Below are 18,828 nucleotides of genomic sequence, written 5' to 3' on the forward strand. Positions count from 1 at the left end.
AACTTCCTGGAGATCCCCCGCATCCGCTCCGAACGCCCCGCCTTCGAGCTGCACTACCCCCACCTGCGCGACCGCCTCGAAGCCGAAGCACACGCCGGGAACAAGCACGGCACCTACGCCCGCGAGGTCCTCGACGACACGGGCAAGCGCGCCGGCGCGAACGACCCCGACCCGCTGTGAGTCCGGCGCGGGGGGCGTGAGCCCCCCGCGCCGGCGGGTAGGCGCACGGGGTCCAACCCCCGGCCGCCCGCAGGAGACCCGCATGCCCCAGCGCCGCACGAACCCCGTCCGCACGAGCACCGGCGGCACGCCCCGCACCGTCGTCGTCACCGGCGCGAGCGGGGGCATCGGCCGGGCCACCGCGGTCGAGTTCGCCCGGCGCGGTGACCGGGTCGCGCTGCTCGCCCGGGGCGAGGTCGGGCTGGCCGCGGCCGCCGACGAGGTGCGCGCCGCCGGGGGCACCGCCCTCGTCGTCCCGGTCGACGTCGCCGACGCCGAGGCCGTGGAGGCCGCGGCCGAGCGCGTCGAGGCCGAGCTCGGCGAGATCGACGTCTGGGTGAACGTGGCCTTCACCGCCGCGTTCGCCCCGTTCCACGAGCTGACGGCCGCGGAGTACGCCCGGGTCACCGAGGTGACCTACCTCGGGTTCGTGCACGGCACGATGGCCGCCCTCAAGCGCATGCGCCCCCGCGACCGGGGGGTGATCGTGCAGACCGGCTCGGCACTGGGCCGGCGCGGCATCCCGCTGCAGAGCGCCTACTGCGGCGCCAAGCACGCGGTGAAGGGGTTCACCGAGTCGGTGCTCACCGAGCTCAAGGCCGAGGGCAGCGGCGTGCACATCACGCGCGTCGACCTGCCCGGCGTCAACACCCCGCAGTTCAGCTGGGTGCTCAACAAGATGCCGAAGCGCCCGCAGCCGGTTGCGCCCATCTACGCTCCCGAGCTCATGGGCCGGGCCATGGTGCACGCCGCGGACCACCCGCGCCGGCGCGCCTGGTGGATCGGCACCCCCACCGTCTACACCGTGCTCGGCGCCGAGGTGTGGCCGCAGTTCATGGACTGGTACCTGTCCCGCAGCGGCATCGACGGCCAGCTCACCGACACCGACGCCTCGGCCGACGACCCGGTGAACCTGTACGAGCCGGCCGACGGCGCGGGCGGCCGCGACTTCGGCGCCGAGGGCCGGTTCAGCGACCAGCAGTGGACCTGGGACGCCCAGATCTGGGCCAGCCGGTACCACGGCGCGGTCGCCGCGGTGGCGGGCGCCGGCCTGCTCGCGGGGGCCTCGGCGCTGCTCCGCCGACGCTCGTGACCCGTGGTCTGATGGTCGACCCGGGCACCGCTGCACCGACCAGCCCGGCCCCGACCACCCCTGGAGTTGCTCCGTGACCCACCGCCTGCTCGTCACCTACGGCCAGCCCACCGACCCGGCCGCGTTCGACGCCCACTACCGCGACGTGCACACCGGGCTGGCGCAGGCCATCCCCGGGCTGGTCCGGTTCTCCACCGGCCACGCCGAGACCATGGACGGCTCACCGTCCCCGGCCTACCTGGTCGCCGAGCTCGACTTCGAGTCCGCCGAGGCGATGGGCGCGGGCATGTCGTCGGAGGCCGGCCGGGCCGCGGGCGCCGACGTCGCCACCTTCGCCTCCGGCGGGGCGACGATGGTGCACTTCGACGTCCAGGACGTCCCGGTCTGATCCGGGCGGGGGCCGGACCCCGCCCGGCCCCCGCCCGGTCGCTCGACCCCGCGGTGCGCACCGACCACACCAGGAGCGTCCATGAGCGACATCCGCGCCGATCTCGGTGACCACGACGAGCCGGCCGAGGACGAGGTGGTCGAGGCCTTCGACGCGATCGTCGACGAGGGCAGCCAGCGCCTGCACCGCAGCTGGCGAGAGGTCCTGACGACGGGTCTGGCCGGCGGCCTCGAGGTCGGCACCGGGGTGCTGGCCTACCTGGCTGTCCTGGCCGAGACCGACAGCCACCTGCTGGCCGGGCTGGCGTTCAGCATCGGCTTCATCGCCCTGCTGCTCGCGCGCAGCGAGCTGTTCACCGAGGGCTTCCTGGTGCCGGTCACCGCCGTGGTCGCCGGCCGGGCCAGCGCGGTCCAGCTGGTGAAGTTCTGGGCCGGCACGTTCGTGGCCAACCTGCTCGGCGGGTGGCTGATCATGTGGTTGGTGGTCCGTGCCTTCCCCGACCTGCGGGCCACGGCCGTCGAGGCGGGCACCCACTTCGTGGACTCGCCGCTGGACCTGCAGTCGGTGTGCCTGGGTCTGCTGGCCGGCAGCGCGCTCACCCTGATGACCCGCATGCAGCACGGCACCGAGTCCGACGGCGCCAAGATCGTGGCCGCCGTCGCCGGGGCCTTCCTGCTCGCCGGGCTCCAGCTGTTCCACTCGGTGCTGGACTCGTTGCTGGTGTTCGCAGCCCTGCACTCCGGAGCGCCGTTCGGGTACGGCGACTGGCTGGCCTGGCTCTGGTACACGGTGCTGGCGAACATGGCCGGGGGCCTGCTGGTGGTGACCCTGCTGCGCCTGGTGCGCAGCAAGGACCTGCTCGCCGCCGAGCGCGACGAGGCCGCGGCTGGTCGGTGACCCGCGAGCGGGCCACGCGGTCGCCTCGGACCACGACCCGGGGCACAGTGGTGGCCATGCCCCTGATCACCACCTCGTTCGACGCCACCAGCACCGCCGCCGACGTCGTCGCCGGCCACGACCTCACCGGCACCCGGGCGGTCGTCACCGGCGGCGGCTCGGGCATCGGCGTGGAGACCGTGCGGGCGCTGGCCTCCGCCGGCGCCGAGGTCACCATCGCCGTGCGCGACCCCGAGCAGGGCGCGCGGGCCGCGCAGGACGTCGTCGGCAGCACCGGCAACACCACCGTGCGGGTGGCCCGCCTCGACCTGCTCGACCTCGACTCGGTCGCGGCCTTCGTCGCCGACTGGGAGGGCCCGCTGCACCTGCTGGTCAACAACGCCGGCGTCATGGCGCTCCCCCAGCTCACGCTGACCGACCGCGGCTGGGAGACCCAGTTCGCCACCAACCACCTCGGCCACTTCGCCCTCACCACCGGCCTGCACGGCGCGCTGACCGCCGCCGGGGGCGCCCGCGTCGTGTCGGTGTCCTCGACCGGGCACCTCGCCAGCCCCGTGCACTTCGCCGACCTGCACTTCCAGCAGCGGGAGTACGACCCGTGGCAGGCCTACGGGCAGTCCAAGACCGCCAACGTGCTGCTCGCGGTCGAGGCCACCCGCCGCTGGGCCGACGACGGCGTCGTGGCCAACGCGCTCATGCCCGGCGGGATCATGACCAACCTGCAGCGCCACGTCTCCCAGGACGTCATCGACGGGTGGGAGCGCATGCAGCGCGAGGGCACCGTCACCTTCAAGACCCCCGAGCAGGGCGCAGCCACCACCCTGGTCGCCGCCGTGGCCCCGGAGTTCGCCACCGGCGGGCACTACCTCGAGGACTGCCAGGAGGCCCGCACCGTGGGCGACGACGAGCAGACGCGGGACGGGGTGCGCGCCTGGGCCCTCGACCCCGGCAACGCCGAGAGGCTCTGGCAGGTCAGCGAGGAGCTCGTCGCCAGCCGCCCCGCCGACGAGTGACCGGGCGACGACGATGACCACCACCGCCGACCTCTTCGTCGACCTCCTCGTGCAGGCGGGGGTGCAGCGCGTCTACGGCATCGTGGGCGACAGCCTCAACGCCTTCTCCGACGCCGTCCGCCGCCGGGGCGGGTCGGCCGAGGGCGGCCTGGACTGGGTGCACGTGCACAACGAGGAGGCCGCCGCGTTCGCCGCCTCCGCCGAGGCCCAGCTCACCGGCCGGCTGGCCGTCTGCGCCGGCAGCTGCGGGCCCGGGAACACGCACCTGGTGCAGGGCGTGATGGACGCCCACCGCTCAGGCGCGCCGGTGCTGGCGATCGCCTCGCACATCACCACCGCGCAGATCGGCACCGGCTTCTTCCAGGAGACCCGGCCGCGCGACCTGTTCGCCCAGGCCAGCCACTACTGCGAGGAGGTCACCTCCCCCGCGCAGCTGGAGCGGCGGGTGCGGCTGGCCCTGCAGAACGCCCTGGGCAAGGGTGGCGCCGCCGTCCTCGTCGTCCCCGGTGACGTGCTCGCCGCCGACGCCCCCGACCCGGTCGGCCTGGGGTCCGTCGTGCAGGCACCGCCGCAGGTGGTGCCGGCCGCTGCCGAGCTCGACGAGCTCGCCGAGCGCATCGGCGCCGCGGAGAAGGTGGCGGTGTTCGTCGGCATCGGCGCCGCCGGCGCCCGCGAGGACGTCCTGGCCCTGGCCAGGCGGCTGCACGCCCCGGTCGGGCACAGCCTGCGCGGCAAGGACGTCTTCGGGTACGACAACCCCTACGACGTCGGCATGAACGGGCTGCTCGGCTACGGCGGCTGCTACCGGGCGCTGCACGAGGCCGACCTGGTGCTGCTGCTGGGCACCGACTTCCCCTACGACGACTTCCTGCCCGGCGCCCGCACCGTGCAGGTCGACCGCGACCCGGCCCGCCTGGGCCGGCGCACGCCGCTGGTGCAGGGCGTGGCCGCCGACGTCGGCGCCACCGTGCGCGGCCTGCTCGAGCGGCTGCCGCAGCGCACCGGCACCGCGTTCCTCGACGAGGCGGTGCAGCACACCGAGAAGGCGGTCGACGGCCGGCTGGCCGCCTACACCGGCGAGGGCCAGCACGGCGGCCCGGTGCACCCCGAGCTGGTCGCCACCGTGCTCGACGAGCTCATGGACGACGACGCCGTGGTCACCGCCGACACCGGCATGTGCTGCACCTGGACCGCCCGCTACCTGACCCCCAACGGCTCGCGCCGGTTCATCGGCTCGTGGGTGCACGGGTCGATGGCCAACGCGCTGCCCATGGCGATCGGTGCGCAGGTCAGCCACCCCGGCCGGCAGGTCGTGTCCTTCAGCGGCGACGGCGGGCTGGCCATGCTCCTGGGCGAGTTGCTCACGGTGAAGCTGCACCGGTTGCCGACCAAGGTCGTGGTGTTCAACAACGCCAGCCTCGGCATGGTGCGCCTGGAGATGCTGGTGGCCGGTGACCCGCCGTTCGGCACCGACCACGAGCCGGTCGACTACGCCGCCGTCGCCGCCGGTGCCGGCTTCTTCACCCGCCGGGTCGAGCGGGCCGAGGACCTGCGGGCGGCCGTGGCCGAGGTGCTGGCGCACGACGGCCCGGCGCTGCTCGACGTCGTCACCACCGCCGACGCCATGTCGGTGCCCCCGCACCTGACCGCGGCCGAGGCCAAGGGCTTCGCGCTGTCGATGGGCAAGGTCGTGCTCGACGGCGGCATCGGCGAGGCCGTGCGACTGGCCCGCACCAACCTGAAGCTCGCCCGACCCTGAGCCCCACCCCGCACGGCTCCACCCTGCACGGCCCCGCCCCGTCGGCGAGGCTGTGCGGGTGAGCAACGAGAACGGCTACGTGGAGCCGGGCAAGTCCTTCGAGCGGGACACGAACTACATCGAGGACCGGATCCTCGCCGACCCCGCACGTGGATCCGGCACAGCGCAGGGCTGGCCGGTCGAGGCCGACCGGTACCGGCTCGTGGTCGCCCGGGCGTGCCCGTGGGCGAACCGGGCCACGATCGTGCGCCGGCTGCTGGGCCTGGAGTCCGCCTTCTCGATGGGCATCTGCGGGCCGACCCACGACCAGCGCAGCTGGACCTTCGACCTCGACCCCGGTGGCCGCGACCCGGTGCTGGGCTACGAGCGGCTGCAGGAGGCGTTCTTCGCCCGTGACCCCGAGTACCCGCGCGGCATCACGGTGCCGGCGATGGTCGACCTGCCCACCAAGGCGGTGGTCACCAACGACTTCGCGCAGATGACGCTGGACTTCTCCACCGAGTGGACGGCGTTCCACCGCGACGGCGCGCCCGACCTCTACCCCGAGCACCTGCGCGACGAGATGGACGACGTGATGAAGCGCGTCTACACCGAGATCAACAACGGGGTGTACCGCTGCGGGTTCGCCGGCGAGCAGGACGCCTACGCCCAGGCCTACGACCGGTTGTTCACCGCCCTGGACTGGGTGAGCGAGCGGCTGGAGACCCGCCGCTACCTCATGGGCGACACCATCACCGAGGCCGACGTGCGGCTGTTCACCACTCTGGCCCGGTTCGACGCGGTCTACCACGGCCACTTCAAGTGCAACCGCACCAAGCTGACCGAGATGCCGGTGCTGTGGGGCTACGCCCGCGACCTGTTCCAGACCCCCGGGTTCGGCGACACCACCGACTTCCCGCAGATCAAGCGGCACTACTACGTCGTCCACGCCGACATCAACCCGACCCAGGTCGTGCCGGTCGGCCCGGACACCTCGGTCTGGCTCACCCCGCACCACCGCGAGGAGCTCGGCGGCTCGCCGTTCGGCGACGGCACCCCGCCCGGCCCGGTGGCGGCCGGCGAGGAGGTCCCCGAGTCCGAGGGCGCCGGCGGCTCCACCTCGTACTGATCGTGCACGCCGTCCGGCTCCTCGTCCCGGCCACCGTGCTCGCGGTGGCCGTCCTCGCGGTGGCCAGGTGCACGTCGTTCACCGACGCCGCTCCCGACCCGTCGGCCACGGCCGGGTCGTCGGCTCCCTCCGGTCCGTCGTCCGCCGGCGGCGAGCTCGCGGTCGCCGACGAGGTCGACCTCGGCGTGGCCGCGACCGACGTCGCCGCCGCCCGGGTGACCGCCGAGGGCGCCGTCCTGCTGGTGGGGCCGACGTCCACGGTGGTCGACGGCGAGCGCTCGACCCGGCTGAGCGGGCTCGCGCCCACCGACCTCGTGCTGGTCGACGGCGAGCCGGTCGCGGTCGGTCTGGCCGCCGACCCGGTCACCGGCGACCCGGTGCTGGCCCTCACCGGCCGGGACGGTGCGCCGCAGCCGCTGGAGCCCCCGCGCCCGGCGCCGCGCGGGGTGCCGGTCCTCGCCGTGGCCGACGGGGACGTCGTGCACGTCCTGGCCGAGGCCGCCGACGACCTGGCCGCCACCGTGCTGACCGTCGACCCCGCCTCCGGCGAGGTGCAGTCGGACGTCGACCTCGACCTGGGCGACGACGTCACCTCGATCGACCTGGTCGGGCTGGCCGCCACCGACGACGGCCTGCTCGCCGGGCTCGTCGTCCGCACCGCCGACGGCACCTCCGCCGGCCGCCTGGTGGGCCTGGACGACGACCTGCGGCAGACCGGCGACCCCGAGGTGCTCGACGGTCCCCTGCTGGCGCTCACCGCCGACGGCACCCCCGTCACCGCCGACGACCTCGGCGGCGAGGCCGACGGGGCCCGGGTGTCCGGCGCCGCGGCGACCGACGACGGCCTGGTGGTCGCCCTGCTCGACCAGCGATCGCCGACCGTGCTGGTGCCCGTCGGGGGTCGCCCGACCCGTCTGCAGCTGTGCGCCGGCGAGGGCGATGCCCTGGCGGTGGCCGCCGACGACGGCACCGTCGTGGTCGCCGGCACCTGCGACGGCTCGGCCGTCCGGTGGGTGCTCGGCTGACCAGCGGTCGACGGGGCGGTCGGCGACCGGTGCGTGGCTGGCCCGGTTCGACCCCGGTCCGGTGTCGGCGCGCACGGTGGCGCTAGTTCCGGGCGCCGAGCTGCAGCGCTCCCGGCTGGACGTCACCGCCGACGGCACCGCGGTGGTGTCGATGCAGGTGGGCTCCCCCGCCCCCTCACGACCCGGCTGCTGACCGTGGCGCCCGGGGACGACGAGGTGGTGCCGCCACCGGCCGGCTGGTCAGACCCGGACGAGCCCCAGCCGGGCGGCCAGGCCCGCGGCGGCGGCCCGGCTCTGCACGCCCAGCTTGACCGACAGGTGCGCCAGGTGGGCCTCGACGGTCCGCTCCCGGATCGCCAACCGGGCCGCGATGGCCCGGTTGGTCGCCCCGGTGGTGACCTCGGCCAGCACCTCCAGCTCGCGGGGGCTGAGTCCACCCGGAGCCGGTGCCGGGCGGTGCTCGGCCACCCACCAGCGGCCGGCCCGGCGGACCTCGACGGCCACCAGGCCGCGCGGTGCCAGGAGCAGCCGCGCCCCGGCCGCGGCGGGGGACAACGCGGGCCGCAGGTCGACGCGGGCGCCGGCGGTCAGCAGGACCACCCGCCCCGACGTCGCGTGCCAAGCGAACGCGTCGACCGCGTCGTCGACGGTGGCTCCCGACCAACCGTCGAGCGGGTCGACCAGGGCGGCCAGGTCCGGCCGCAGCAGCGTGAGCAGCTGGGCCGCCTCGTCGGCCACCCCCGCGGCCCGGGTGCTCGCGTGGAGGGACCCCACGTACCGCCGCCCGGCGGTCAGGCAGACGCTCACCCCGTCGGTGAACCCGCCGGCGTCGATGACCCGGTCGAACACCGGCCCGTGCCGGCGGTCCGCCGGGATGTCCCGCACCCGCAGCGCGGTGCGGCCGACCAGGTCGAAGAGCGGGTCGGCGTGGAAGCACTCCTCGATCCCGCGGACGGTGTCGGCCGAGTAGCCGGTGCTGAGCACGGTGGCGTGCCGCCCCGCGACCGGGTCCCACCGCTGGACCGCAGCCCACCCCGAGCCGACGAGGTCGACCAGCGACTCCAGCACGGTCCCGGCCCGGTCGGCCGCGGACCCGCCCTCGACGACGGCGTCGGCGGCCGCACGCACGTGCAGCGCGGTGGCCACCCGGGACGGCATGCCGCAGCCTGGCACACCGACCGCCTCCGCGGCACCGTCCGCGACTACGGGATTCCCCCGATGCGCGGCCTGCACGCGGTGGACCACGGTGCCCGGCATGGACATCACCGAGTACCGCGACCTCGACGCCACCGCCCTCGCTGGGCTGATCCGCACCGGGCAGGTCAGCGCCGACGAGGTGGCCGACACCGCCCGGGCCGCCGTCACCGCCGTCGACGGCGAGCTCAACGCCCTGGTCGGGGAGCTGTTCGACGCGCCCCTGGCCCACGCCCCCGACGGGCCGTTCGGCGGCGTGCCCTTCGCCGTCAAGGACCTCATCACCCACGCTGAGGGCGTCCCGCAGCGCGCCGGCTCCCGGCTGCTCGGCGACGGCGTGCCCTACCCGTACGACAACGCGCTGATGACCCGGTTCCGGCGGGCCGGGTTCGCCACGGTCGGGCTCACGGCGACGCCGGAGTTCGGCTTCAACGCCGCCACCGAGTCGGTGGCGAACGGCCCGACCAGGAACCCGTGGGACACCACCCGCTCCCCCGGCGGGTCCTCCGGTGGCTCCGCCGCGCTGGTCGCCGCCCGCGCCCTCCCGGTGGCGCACGCCAACGACGGCGGCGGGTCGATCCGCATCCCGGCGGGCAACTGCGGCCTGGTCGGGCTCAAGCCCACCCGGGGCCGCACCACCGTCGGCCCCGACCACAGCGACCCCCTGCTCGGTCTGGGCATCGAGTTCGTCGTGACCCGGACCGTCCGCGACTGCGCCGGCGTGCTGGACGCCGTCCACGGCGCGGAGCCCGGCGAGCGCTACGTCCTCCCGGCGCCGGGCACCTCCTTCGCCGAGGCCGCTGCCCGGGCGCCCCGGCGACTGCGCGTCGCCCTGAGCACCACGGCCCCGGACGGCGCCCCGGTCGACCCGGCGAACGTCACCGCCGCCGAGCGGACCGCCCGGGTGCTCGAGGACCTCGGCCACGAGGTGGTGGAGGCGGCCCCGGTCTACGACACCGCCGCCTTCCACGACGCCAACTTCACCGCCTGGACCAGCTTCCTGGCCGACGCCGCCCTCGGGCTGTCCGCGGCGCTGGGCACGCCGCTGAGCCGGGACGTGCTGGAGGCGACGACGCTGGCCTGCGCCGAGCACGGCGCCACGCTCACGGCGATCGACCTCTACACCGCCGACCGCACCTTCAACGCCGTCACCCGGGCGGTCGCGGCCTTCTTCGGCGAGCACGACGTCTGGCTGACCCCGACCACCGCGCAGCCGAACACCGCGATCGGCCACCTCGACGCCGACGACGCCGGCCTCGACGCGCGCGGGTGGTACGACAAGATCTTCCGCTTCGCGCCCTTCACCGCCCTGTCCAACGTCACCGGCGCCCCGGCGATCAGCATCCCGGGCACGCCCTCGTCCGAGGGCTGGCCGGTGGGCGTGCAGCTGGTGGGCGCGCACCTGGGCGAGGAAACCCTGCTGGCCGTGGCCGGCCAGCTCGAGCAGGCACAGCCCTGGGCCGACCGGCGGCCCGCGGTGCTCGCGGGTTGACGTCCAACCCGCTGCGGCGCGGGCGACCTCCGTGAGCCCGGGGAGGGCTCGGGGTGCCTTTGCGTCCCTGGTCGGCGGTGGGCCCGCGACGGTGCGGGCTCACCTCCTCGGGGTCAGTGCCGGGTGGTGCCGCAGTCGGTGCAGCGCTTGCGGTGCGCCTCGTTCGTGGTCGGGCAGTTGGCGCAGTTCCAGGCGCCGCGGGTCGGCGTCCGGACCTGGGTGCGTCCGTCGAGGTCGGGCATGGTGGTCCCCCTGGGTCCGTCGGTGTGACGGAGGCGACGCTACCCAGACATCATGACGTCTCGATGAACTCGCGGTTGCGGTCCGGCGAGGGTCGGACGCAGGTCAGTCGCGGGGCAGGACCCCGCACCCGCCTGCGCTGCAGGCGCACCCGCCGCAGCCGGCCGCGGGGGCCGGCTCGTCGACCACCTTCCGGGCCGCCAGCGCGGCGAGCACCGAGGCGATGCCGAGCGCGAGGACGGCCACGGCGACGGCGAGGACGGCGGCCGCGGCCAACCACCCCGGGCCCACCAGGACGGCGCCCAGCGCGAAGGCGGCCACCGCGACGGCGACGCCCAGGCCGGCGCGCACCCGCTGCTGCGCCCGCGCCACCAACCCGACCAGGACGGCGGCGACGGCGACCACGCAGGCCCATGCGGAGACGGCCGGGGGGAGGAAGGCCAGGCCGATCGCGACCGCCCCGAACCAGGCGGCCCCGGCGCCGGCCACGGCCGCGGACCGGTCGAGCCGACCGGCACGGGCGCCCCGCAGCGCGGCGACGCCCCGCAGCACACCGAGCACGCCCAGCCCGCCCACGAGCAGCCGCACGCCGGTGTCGGCGACGACCACGGCCACCACGGCGAGCACGACCAGGACGACGCCCTGCAGCGCCGACCACGGCCAGGAGCGACGGGCCTCCTCGGCGGACACGGGGGTGGAGGGTGCGGTGGCGGACGCGGTCACCCGCCCAGTGTCCCCCATCCGCCGGGCGGACCGGGCAACCCTGTGCCACGCTCCCGGGACGGGGTCCGACCAGCCAGCAGACACCGCCGGGAGATCCTCATGAGCGTGCAGCAGACCGCCGACCGCGTCGGCCGGTCGGACACCCTCGAGCGGCTGGCCCGGGTGGGCCTGGCCGCCTACGGCGTCGTGCACCTGCTGATCGCCTGGCTGGCGCTGCAGCTGGCGTGGGGCGGCGGCAGCGGCTCGGCCGACCAGTCGGGCGCGATGCAGACCCTCGCCGAGGAGCCGTTCGGCACGCCGTTGCTGTGGGTGCTCGGCCTGGGCCTGATCGCCCTGGCGGTGTGGCAGCTGGCCGAGGTGCTGCGGCAGGTCGGCGGGCTGTCCGGCTCGGGCGACACCAAGAAGAAGGCCGCTGTCGGCGTGGTGAAGAGCGTGGCCAAGGCGGTCGTCTACGCCGCGCTCGCGTTCACCGCGCTGAGGTTCGCCACCGGTGGCGGGTCGTCCAGCTCGGGGCAGCAGCAGGACACGACGTCCGGGGTGTTCGCGTTGCCCGGGGGCCGGTTCCTGGTGGGCCTCGCGGCGCTGGTCGTCATCGGCGTCGGCCTCTACCAGGTCGTCAAGGGGCTGAAGAAGAAGTTCCTGGACGAGATCGACACGTCGAAGGCATCGTCGTCCGAGGTGCGGGCGGTCACCCGCCTGGGCCAGGTCGGGTACGTGGCGAAGGGGGCGGCGTTCGTCGTCGTCGGCGGGCTGCTGGCCTACGCGGCCATCACGTTCGACCCGTCGAAGTCCACCGGTCTGGACGGCGCGATGCACACGATCCTGCAGGCGCCGTTCGGTCGATGGCTGCTGTCGCTGGTGGCCGTGGGCATCGCGGCGTTCGGCGTCTTCTGCTTCTTCCGCGCGCGCTACCCGCAGCGCACCTGAGCCGTGGCGACCCTGCCCCCGGCGGTCGGCCGGCTCCTCGACCGGGTGCAGGCCCGCATCCCGCAGCGCTGGCTCGACCGTGCGCACGCGGCGGCCGACCGCGCCCGCGAGGTCACCGACCACCCCTGGCTCGAGCGGCTGGCGCAGGTGGGGCTGGTCGCCTACGGGGCGGTGCACCTGCTGATCGGGTGGCTGGCGTTCACCGTGGCCTGGCGAGTCTCCCCCGACGCCGCCGACGCCGACCAGGCCGGTGCGCTGCGCACGGTGTCGGAGAGCCCGGGTGGGCTGGTGCTGCTGTGGGTGATCGGGCTGGGCCTGCTGTCGCTGGCGCTGTGGCAGGCCGGTGAGGTGCTGCGCTGGTGGACCGGGTTGCTGGTGCCCGAGCGCCGGGTGCACGCTGCGTTCATCTGCGCGAAGTGCCTGGCGAAGGCGGTCGTCTACGGGGCGCTGGCCGGGATCGCGCTGGTCTTCGCGGTGGGCTCGCGGTACGACGCGACCGACAGCACGCAGGACCTCACCGACGACCTGCTGGAGATCCCGGGCGGGGCGGTCCTGCTGGTGGCCGGTGGTCTGGTGGTGGTCGGCGTGGGCGCCTACCTCGCCTGGCGCGGGTGGACGGCGGGCTTCATGAAGGACGTCGACCTCGACGCCGCTCCGGACCGGTACGAGCCGACGATCGCCGCGCTGGGCCGGGTGGGCTACCTCGCCAAGGCGGTGGCATTCGTGGTCGCCGGCGGCCTGGTGGTGTGGGCCGCGGTGACCCGCGACGTCTCGACGGCGACCGGCCTGGACGGCGCCCTCAACGCCATCGGCGCCGTGCCCACCGGCCAGTGGCTGCTGACCGCGGTCGCCGTCGGCTTCGCCGCCTTCGGGGTCTACGCCCTGGCTCGGGCTCGCTACCCCGACCGCGACCCGGCCACCTGAGGGATCCTGCACGCTTCCGGCCCCGCGGCGCCGACGGCCTCCGGCCGCGCAACGACCGCCTACGTTCCCCGGTGTCGACACGACCCGGGAGCATGTGCCACGGGCCGCCTCGCCGTGGGGGCGGGCCGCTCGGGGCGTGCCGGCGTCACTCGATGCGGGGGCCGGTGATGATCTCGGTGCCGTCGGGGCGGTGGGTGCGCCATCGTCCGCCGGGGTCGCGTTCGACGCGGAAGCCGTGGTGGACCTTGGTGTGGTGCCGCTCGCACAGCAGCGCCGAGTTGGCCGGCGAGGTCTCCCCACCGTGCGCCCAGTGCACCAGGTGGTGCACGTCGGCCCAGTGGTGGGGTGCGCCGCAGCCGGCGAACACGCACGTCTGGTCCCGCGCCACCACCGCCCGCCGCAACCCCGGCGTCACCACCCGGTGGGTGCGACCCACGTCCAGCGGGGTCCCCTCGGGGCCCATCACGATGCGGGAGACCGTGGCGTCGCAGGCCAGCCACCGGGCCCGGGCCGCGGAGATCGTGGCCCCGAACCCCATCGACGCCGTCGCCGGGCCGGTGCCATCAGCCACCAGGTCCTCGACCCCGATGGTGACCACCACGTGCGGCTTGACCGACCGCAGCACCGGCAGCCCACCTGCGCTCAGCTGCCGGTCGGCCAACGCCACCAGCGCATCGGCCTGGCGCTGCACCCGCGTGCGCAGGTCGCCTTCGGGCCGGTCGGCCTGCACGATCGACTCCAACGCCGTCTTGACCTTCTCCCCACCGACCGCATCCAGGTCGAACCGGCCGGTCACCGTCCCATCAGCGTGCGTGCTGATCGACAGCGCCCGCTGCTGCACCGGGTCCGGCTCGACCCCGTCGGGGTCCAGTGCTTCGACGAACGCCTGCACCGCGGTCACCAACGCCCGGTGCGACGACGTCACAGCGACCTCGGTCCACGCCCGGTCGAACACGGCCAGGTCGATGCCCTGCAGCTGCGCCGCTGCCCGCTCCCGGTCCCCCACCGCCGAGGCCACGACGTCGACCTGCGCGGCGGACACCGAGCCGTCGGCGAACGCCGCACCGAGCTGCGGGAAGTGCTCCACCGCCCGCCCCACCCGCACGATCCGCGAGGCCTCGGCACCCGACAACCGAAGGTGCCCGATCAACCACGACCGCACCGACATCAACCCGTCGACCTCCACGGCCTGCGTCAGCTCCGCATGCCGGGCCAACCGCGCCAGCACCGCATCCACCCGGTTGCGCTCGGTCGCCAGCTCACGCATCTGGTCCAGCACCTGCACCGAGGACAGGTGGTGCAGGTCCTCCACCTGATCGACCAGCAGATCCAGCTCAGGGGCGGTGAGCACTGCCGAGCCGCTCATCCTCACCCCTCCACCCGTTCGAACACCTGATCGAAGCATACTGGGGCATCGCCGCTAGCGCAAGACGAAAGCCCAGCTCAGTGCTGTGATCGATGGTCCACGGCGAGGTCATTGCCAGCTGTTCGACGTCGGCGCACCCGACACCGACCGCGGTGCTCGACAGGGCCGTTCGACGGGTAGCGCCGACCTCGCCGCGATCGCGACCCTCGCGCCCCCCGGGCTGCTCGGCACCGCCTCGCTGGTCAGACCCGGTGGGCAGTTCCGACCCGGTGGCCGCGGCGGGCACCCGACCGGGCTCCCCCGTCCTGGGGAGGTCCGGTCAAACCCGGGCCCGGCCCGGCCGACACCGGAGAGGAACCGCGTCGACCAGCCACCTGGGAGCTCCGTGCCCACGCCCCGCACCGCCAGCGAGACCGCCGCCCGCCGGGTGCTGGTCGCGCTCGCCGTGGTGGCCGTCGGGCGTCTGCTGCTCCCGGAGGGCGTGCTGAGCAACGTGCTCTACGGCGTCGTCGCCCTGACCGCCTGCGCCGTCGCGTGGTGGGCGGTGGCCCACGGGTGGCGGCCCGGTGCCTGGATCGCCGCGGCGGTCTCCCTCTCCGCCCTCGGTGACGTCACCTGGCAGCTGCTCACCTGGGGCGGGCTGCCGCCGGGCCGGGCGTCGCTGGCCGACGTCTTCTTCCTGTCCGCCTACGTCGCCGGCGGCATCGGCCTGCGCCGCCTGCTCGCCCGGGCCTCCCGGGCCTCGCGGTTGGACCGCCTCGTCGACACCACGGCGGTCTTCCTGGTCGTGGTCTACCTGGAGTGGGTCCTCGCCCTGGCCGACGTCGTCGCCGACCACCGCGTGCCGGTCGCCACCCGTCTGTTCTTCGCCGCGTACCCGGTGCTGGACGCCTGGCTGCTGGCGCTCGTCGTCCGGCTGTGGTTCGTGCGCCGCACCGTGCGGGCCGAGGCGGGCTGGGTCGCCCTGGCGGCCGCCGCGTGGTTCGTCGCCGACCTCGACTACCTCTCCCTCCCCGGTGACTCCGACTTCCTCGACGCCGGGTGGAACATCGGCAGCGTCGCGCTCGCGGCGTCCTCGTGGGCCGCGCTCCGTGCCTGGCGCACGGGCACGGCGACGGCCGAGCCCGTCGCCGGCGGCACCGTCACCCGGCCGCAACTTGCCCTCGCGCTGCTCCCCCTGGCGGTGCCCGGCGCCGCCCAGCTCGTCGCCGCCGCCCACGGCACCGCGGTCGACCCGCGACCGGGGATCGTGGTCGCCGGCATCGTGCTCGTGCTCGCCTTCCTGCGCGGGGCCCGGCTGCTGGAGCAGCAGGCCGAACTGCGCACGCAGCTGGAGACGCGTGCCTTCCACGACGTGCTGACCGGGCTGCCCAACCGCGCCCTGCTCGACGACCGCACCACGCACGCCCTCGCCCGCAGCCTGCGCAGCGGCACCGCACCCGTCGTCCTGTCCCTGGACCTCGACGGGTTCAAGGCCGTCAACGACACCCTCGGGCACCCGGCCGGCGACCAGCTCCTGCGTCAGGTCGCCGCGCGGCTGGTCGCGCACGTGCGCTCGGCCGACACCGTCGCACGGCTCGGCGGGGACGAGTTCGCGGTCCTGATCGAGCCGCTGCCCGGCGACGGCCCCGACCGGCACCGCGAACTCGCCGAGCGGCTGGTCGAGGCGATCGGCGCGCCCTACGAGCTCGAGGGCCGCACGGTGCGGGTCGGGGTGAGCGTCGGGCTGGTGCGCGCCGAGGACGACGGCAGCTCCACCTCTGCCACCCTCATGCGCGATGTCGACACCGCGCTGTACCGCGCCAAGGACGGCGGCAAGGGACGCGTGGCCGTGTTCGCCCCGACCATGCGCACCGAGCTGCTGCTGCACACCCAGCTGCGCGACGACCTCTCCACCGCCCTGCCCGGGGGGCAGCTGCGGGTGGTCTACCAGCCGGTCGTCGACCTCGACCACGGTGGCCTGCAGGGGTTCGAGGCACTGCTGCGGTGGGAGCACCCCGAGCTGGGCACGGTGCTGCCCAGCGTGTTCATCCCGGTCGCCGAGGAGACCGGCGCGATCGTCGAGATCGGCCGCTGGGTGCTCCGCGAGGCCTGCGCCGCGGCCGTCGGCTGGCGGGCCCACCACCCCGACCTCACCGTCGCGGTGAACCTGTCGGTCCGCCAGCTGCAGAGCCCCGGCCTGGTGGCCGACGTCGCCACCGCCCTCGCCGACACCGGTCTGCCACCGGCAGCCCTGTGCCTCGAGCTCACCGAGACCGCTCTGGTCGTCGACCCCGACCAGGCCGCGGCCGCCCTGGAGGATCTGCGGGCCCTGGGGCTGCGCATCGCCGTCGACGACTTCGGCACCGGGTACTCCTCGCTCACCCACCTGCGCCGCTTCCCCGTCGACGTGCTCAAGATCGACCGCTCGTTCGTCGGCGCCCTGGGGTCGGACCGCTCGGCCGCGCCGCTGGTCGACGGCCTCCTCGAGCTGGCCCGGGTCATGGGCCTGGACGTCGTCGCCGAGGGCGTCGAGTCCGCCGACCAGCGCGACCACCTGCTGACCGAGGGCTGCCGCACGGCGCAGGGCTGGCTGTTCTCCCCCGCCCTCGAGCGCGCCGAGGCCGACCGCCGGGTCGCGACGAGCCGGCCGAACCCGGTTGCGGCCGTCGCCGGCGCCCCGGCACCATGACCGGCATGCACCGCTGCGCCTGCACCGCGAAGCCCTGGTCGCCCCGCTGACGGCGGCGCACCAGACCCACGCGGAGACACACCACAGCAGGTCCCTGCCCGCCGTCCCGGCCATCGCCGGGCGGCCATCCGCGCTGCCCGGCTCCAGGACGAGCCACGGAGCAGACGCATGCCCACCTCCCCCTCCCCCTCGGCCCACCTCCGCGCGGACGCCGTCTCGGTCACCCGCGGCGGTCGACCGCTCCTGCACGACCTCACCATCACCGTCTCCACGGGCACCCGGACGGCGGTGGTCGGCGAGAACGGCCGCGGCAAGACGACCCTGCTGCACGTCCTCGCCGGACTGCTGACGCCCGACGAGGGGTCCGTGCACCGCACGGGCACCCTCGGCCTGGCCCGGCAGACCATGCCGGCCTCCTCCGGCGAGACCGTCGGCACGCTCACCACCGCGGCGTCGGCCGACGCCGTGCGCGCGCTGCGGGACCTCGACCGCGCCGCCGCCGACCTGGCCGGCGGCGTCCCCGGTGCCGACGACCGCTACGCCGAGGCCCTCGACCGGGCCACCCGGCTCGACGCCTGGGACGCCGGACGCCGGCTCGACGTGGCCCTCGCGGCCCTGGGCGCCTGCACCGACCGCGACCGCGAGCTGGCCACCCTCTCGGTGGGTCAGCGCTACCGGGTGCGGTTGGCGTGCCTGCTGGGCACCAGGCACGACCTGCTGCTGCTGGACGAGCCCAGCAATCACCTCGACGCCGGCGGGCTGGACTTCCTGACCGAGCAGCTGCGCGGCCACGAGGGCGGCTGGGCGGTGGTCAGCCACGACCGGGCCCTGCTCGGTGACACGGCCACCTCGTTCCTGGACCTGGACCCCAGCCGCGACGGCCGCGCCACCCTCCACGTCGGTGGCTACGGCGACTGGCAGGAGGGCCGTCGCCGCGACCGGGCGGCGTGGGAGCAGGAGCACGCCGGCCAGGTGGCCGAGCACCGCCGGCTGGCCGAGGCCATGGACCGCGCCCGCGGCCGGTTGAGCACCGGCTGGCGCCCGGACAAGGGCACCGGCAAGCACCAGCGGCAGTCCCACGCGCCCGGCGTGGTGCAGGCCCTGCGCCGGGACCAGGAGTCGCTGGCCGAGCACCGGGTCACCGTGCCCCGGCCGCCGGTGCCGCTGCGCTTCCCCGGCCTCGCTCCCCGGCCCGGGGCGCCGCTGCTCACCGCCGAGCAGGTCACCGTGGCCGGCCGGGTGCCCGGGCCGGTCGACGTGGCGCTCGCCGCGGGTGACCGGCTGCTGGTCACCGGCGGCAACGGGGCCGGCAAGTCCACGCTGCTCGACGTGCTCGCCGGGCGGTTGGCCCCCACCACCGGCCGCGTGCACCGGCACGAGGGGGTCCGCGTCGCGCTGCTCGCCCAGGAGCCCGACCGGCTGCCCAGCGACCGGACCGCGCACCAGGTGCTCGACGGCGCCCCGGTCGCCGGCCTGCTGGACGCCGAGGCGCTGGGCACCACGGTCGGCCGGCTGTCCCAGGGGCAGCGGCGGCGGCTGGACCTCGCCGTCCGGCTGGGCACCCGGCCCGACCTGCTGCTGCTCGACGAGCCGACCAACCACCTCTCGGTCGCCCTCGTCGACGAGCTGACCGAGGCGCTGGGCACCACGGGGGCCGCGGTCGTCGTCGCCACCCACGACCGGCAGCTGCTCCGCGACCTCGCCGACTGGCCCCGCCTCGAACTCATGACCGGCGGGCACCCGGTCACCGACGACGACGGCCGGCCACCCCGGGTGGGGTGACCGGCCG

General features: G+C 75.4%; 18 protein-coding genes. 14 read left to right on the plus strand and 4 right to left on the minus strand.

All coding sequences use genetic code 11. From position 1 onward, the window contains the following. From BLP29_RS19095 to BLP29_RS21875, 9 genes are all read left to right on the plus strand, one after another. Positions 1-180, plus strand: a 180-nt coding sequence (locus BLP29_RS19095; RefSeq protein WP_481269003.1) for a hypothetical protein, incomplete at its 5' end; no start/stop codon positions are given. A gap of 82 nt (positions 181-262) precedes the next feature. Then, complete coding sequence (locus BLP29_RS19100) at positions 263-1,312, plus strand: SDR family oxidoreductase (protein WP_092807568.1); 1,050 nt, start codon at positions 263-265, stop codon at positions 1,310-1,312. A gap of 73 nt (positions 1,313-1,385) precedes the next feature. After that, complete coding sequence (locus tag BLP29_RS19105; RefSeq protein WP_092807570.1) at positions 1,386-1,700, plus strand: EthD family reductase; 315 nt, start codon at positions 1,386-1,388, stop codon at positions 1,698-1,700. A gap of 81 nt (positions 1,701-1,781) precedes the next feature. Further along, positions 1,782-2,597 (plus strand): formate/nitrite transporter family protein, encoded by an 816-nt coding sequence (locus BLP29_RS19110; protein ID WP_092807572.1) that lies wholly within the window; start codon positions 1,782-1,784, stop codon positions 2,595-2,597. Positions 2,598-2,653: 56 nt separating this feature from the next. After that, positions 2,654-3,610 (plus strand): SDR family NAD(P)-dependent oxidoreductase, encoded by a 957-nt coding sequence (locus tag BLP29_RS19115; protein WP_092807758.1) that lies wholly within the window; start codon positions 2,654-2,656, stop codon positions 3,608-3,610. Between the two features lie 13 nt (positions 3,611-3,623). After that, positions 3,624-5,369, plus strand: coding sequence for a thiamine pyrophosphate-dependent enzyme (locus BLP29_RS19120; RefSeq protein ID WP_092807574.1), 1,746 nt, complete (start codon positions 3,624-3,626; stop codon positions 5,367-5,369). 58 nt (positions 5,370-5,427) lie between these two features. Beyond that, positions 5,428-6,477, plus strand: coding sequence for a glutathione S-transferase family protein (locus BLP29_RS19125; protein ID WP_092807760.1), 1,050 nt, complete (start codon positions 5,428-5,430; stop codon positions 6,475-6,477). Positions 6,478-6,479: 2 nt separating this feature from the next. Beyond that, complete coding sequence (locus BLP29_RS19130) at positions 6,480-7,502, plus strand: hypothetical protein (protein ID WP_092807576.1); 1,023 nt, start codon at positions 6,480-6,482, stop codon at positions 7,500-7,502. A 61-nt stretch (positions 7,503-7,563) separates the two neighbouring features. Continuing rightward, entirely contained in the window at positions 7,564-7,695 is a 132-nt protein-coding gene (locus BLP29_RS21875; RefSeq protein ID WP_279385470.1) for a hypothetical protein, read from the plus strand. Positions 7,696-7,742: 47 nt separating this feature from the next. Here the strand turns inward: BLP29_RS21875 and BLP29_RS21360 are convergent, their stop codons facing one another. Next, a complete protein-coding gene (locus tag BLP29_RS21360) occupies positions 7,743-8,660 on the minus strand; it encodes a helix-turn-helix transcriptional regulator (protein ID WP_207798606.1) in 918 nt (305 codons plus the stop codon). Between the two features lie 97 nt (positions 8,661-8,757). On the opposite strand from BLP29_RS21360, the gene BLP29_RS19140 reads away from it, so the two are divergent. Beyond that, entirely contained in the window at positions 8,758-10,188 is a 1,431-nt protein-coding gene (locus BLP29_RS19140) for an amidase (RefSeq protein WP_092807578.1), read from the plus strand. A gap of 113 nt (positions 10,189-10,301) precedes the next feature. Here BLP29_RS19140 and BLP29_RS21880 read toward each other — a convergent pair whose 3' ends face one another. Next, positions 10,302-10,430, minus strand: a complete 129-nt coding sequence (locus BLP29_RS21880) for a hypothetical protein (RefSeq protein ID WP_279385471.1) — start codon at positions 10,428-10,430, stop codon at positions 10,302-10,304. 103 nt (positions 10,431-10,533) lie between these two features. Continuing rightward, a complete protein-coding gene (locus tag BLP29_RS19145; protein WP_092807580.1) occupies positions 10,534-11,151 on the minus strand; it encodes a hypothetical protein in 618 nt (205 codons plus the stop codon). A gap of 99 nt (positions 11,152-11,250) precedes the next feature. Between BLP29_RS19145 and BLP29_RS19150 the strand changes: the two genes are divergently transcribed. Beyond that, entirely contained in the window at positions 11,251-12,078 is an 828-nt protein-coding gene (locus BLP29_RS19150; protein ID WP_092807582.1) for a DUF1206 domain-containing protein, read from the plus strand. Positions 12,079-12,081: 3 nt separating this feature from the next. Then, entirely contained in the window at positions 12,082-13,002 is a 921-nt protein-coding gene (locus tag BLP29_RS19155) for a DUF1206 domain-containing protein (protein WP_243470110.1), read from the plus strand. Positions 13,003-13,147: 145 nt separating this feature from the next. Here BLP29_RS19155 and BLP29_RS19160 read toward each other — a convergent pair whose 3' ends face one another. Continuing rightward, positions 13,148-14,368: an HNH endonuclease gene (locus BLP29_RS19160; protein ID WP_092807584.1), complete on the minus strand. Its 1,221-nt coding sequence runs from the start codon at positions 14,366-14,368 to the stop codon at positions 13,148-13,150. Between the two features lie 385 nt (positions 14,369-14,753). On the opposite strand from BLP29_RS19160, the gene BLP29_RS19170 reads away from it, so the two are divergent. Together BLP29_RS19170 and BLP29_RS19175 are read left to right on the plus strand one after the other, a co-directional pair. Beyond that, entirely contained in the window at positions 14,754-17,039 is a 2,286-nt protein-coding gene (locus tag BLP29_RS19170) for a putative bifunctional diguanylate cyclase/phosphodiesterase (RefSeq protein WP_092807588.1), read from the plus strand. 168 nt (positions 17,040-17,207) lie between these two features. After that, the gene (locus BLP29_RS19175) at positions 17,208-18,821 is read left to right on the plus strand and encodes an ABC-F family ATP-binding cassette domain-containing protein (RefSeq protein WP_092807590.1); all 1,614 of its coding nucleotides are present in this window, start codon (positions 17,208-17,210) and stop codon (positions 18,819-18,821) included. The last annotated feature ends 7 nt before the right edge of the window (positions 18,822-18,828 follow it).

Source organism: Klenkia marina (assembly GCF_900101025.1).
Classification (GTDB): domain Bacteria; phylum Actinomycetota; class Actinomycetes; order Mycobacteriales; family Geodermatophilaceae; genus Klenkia; species Klenkia marina.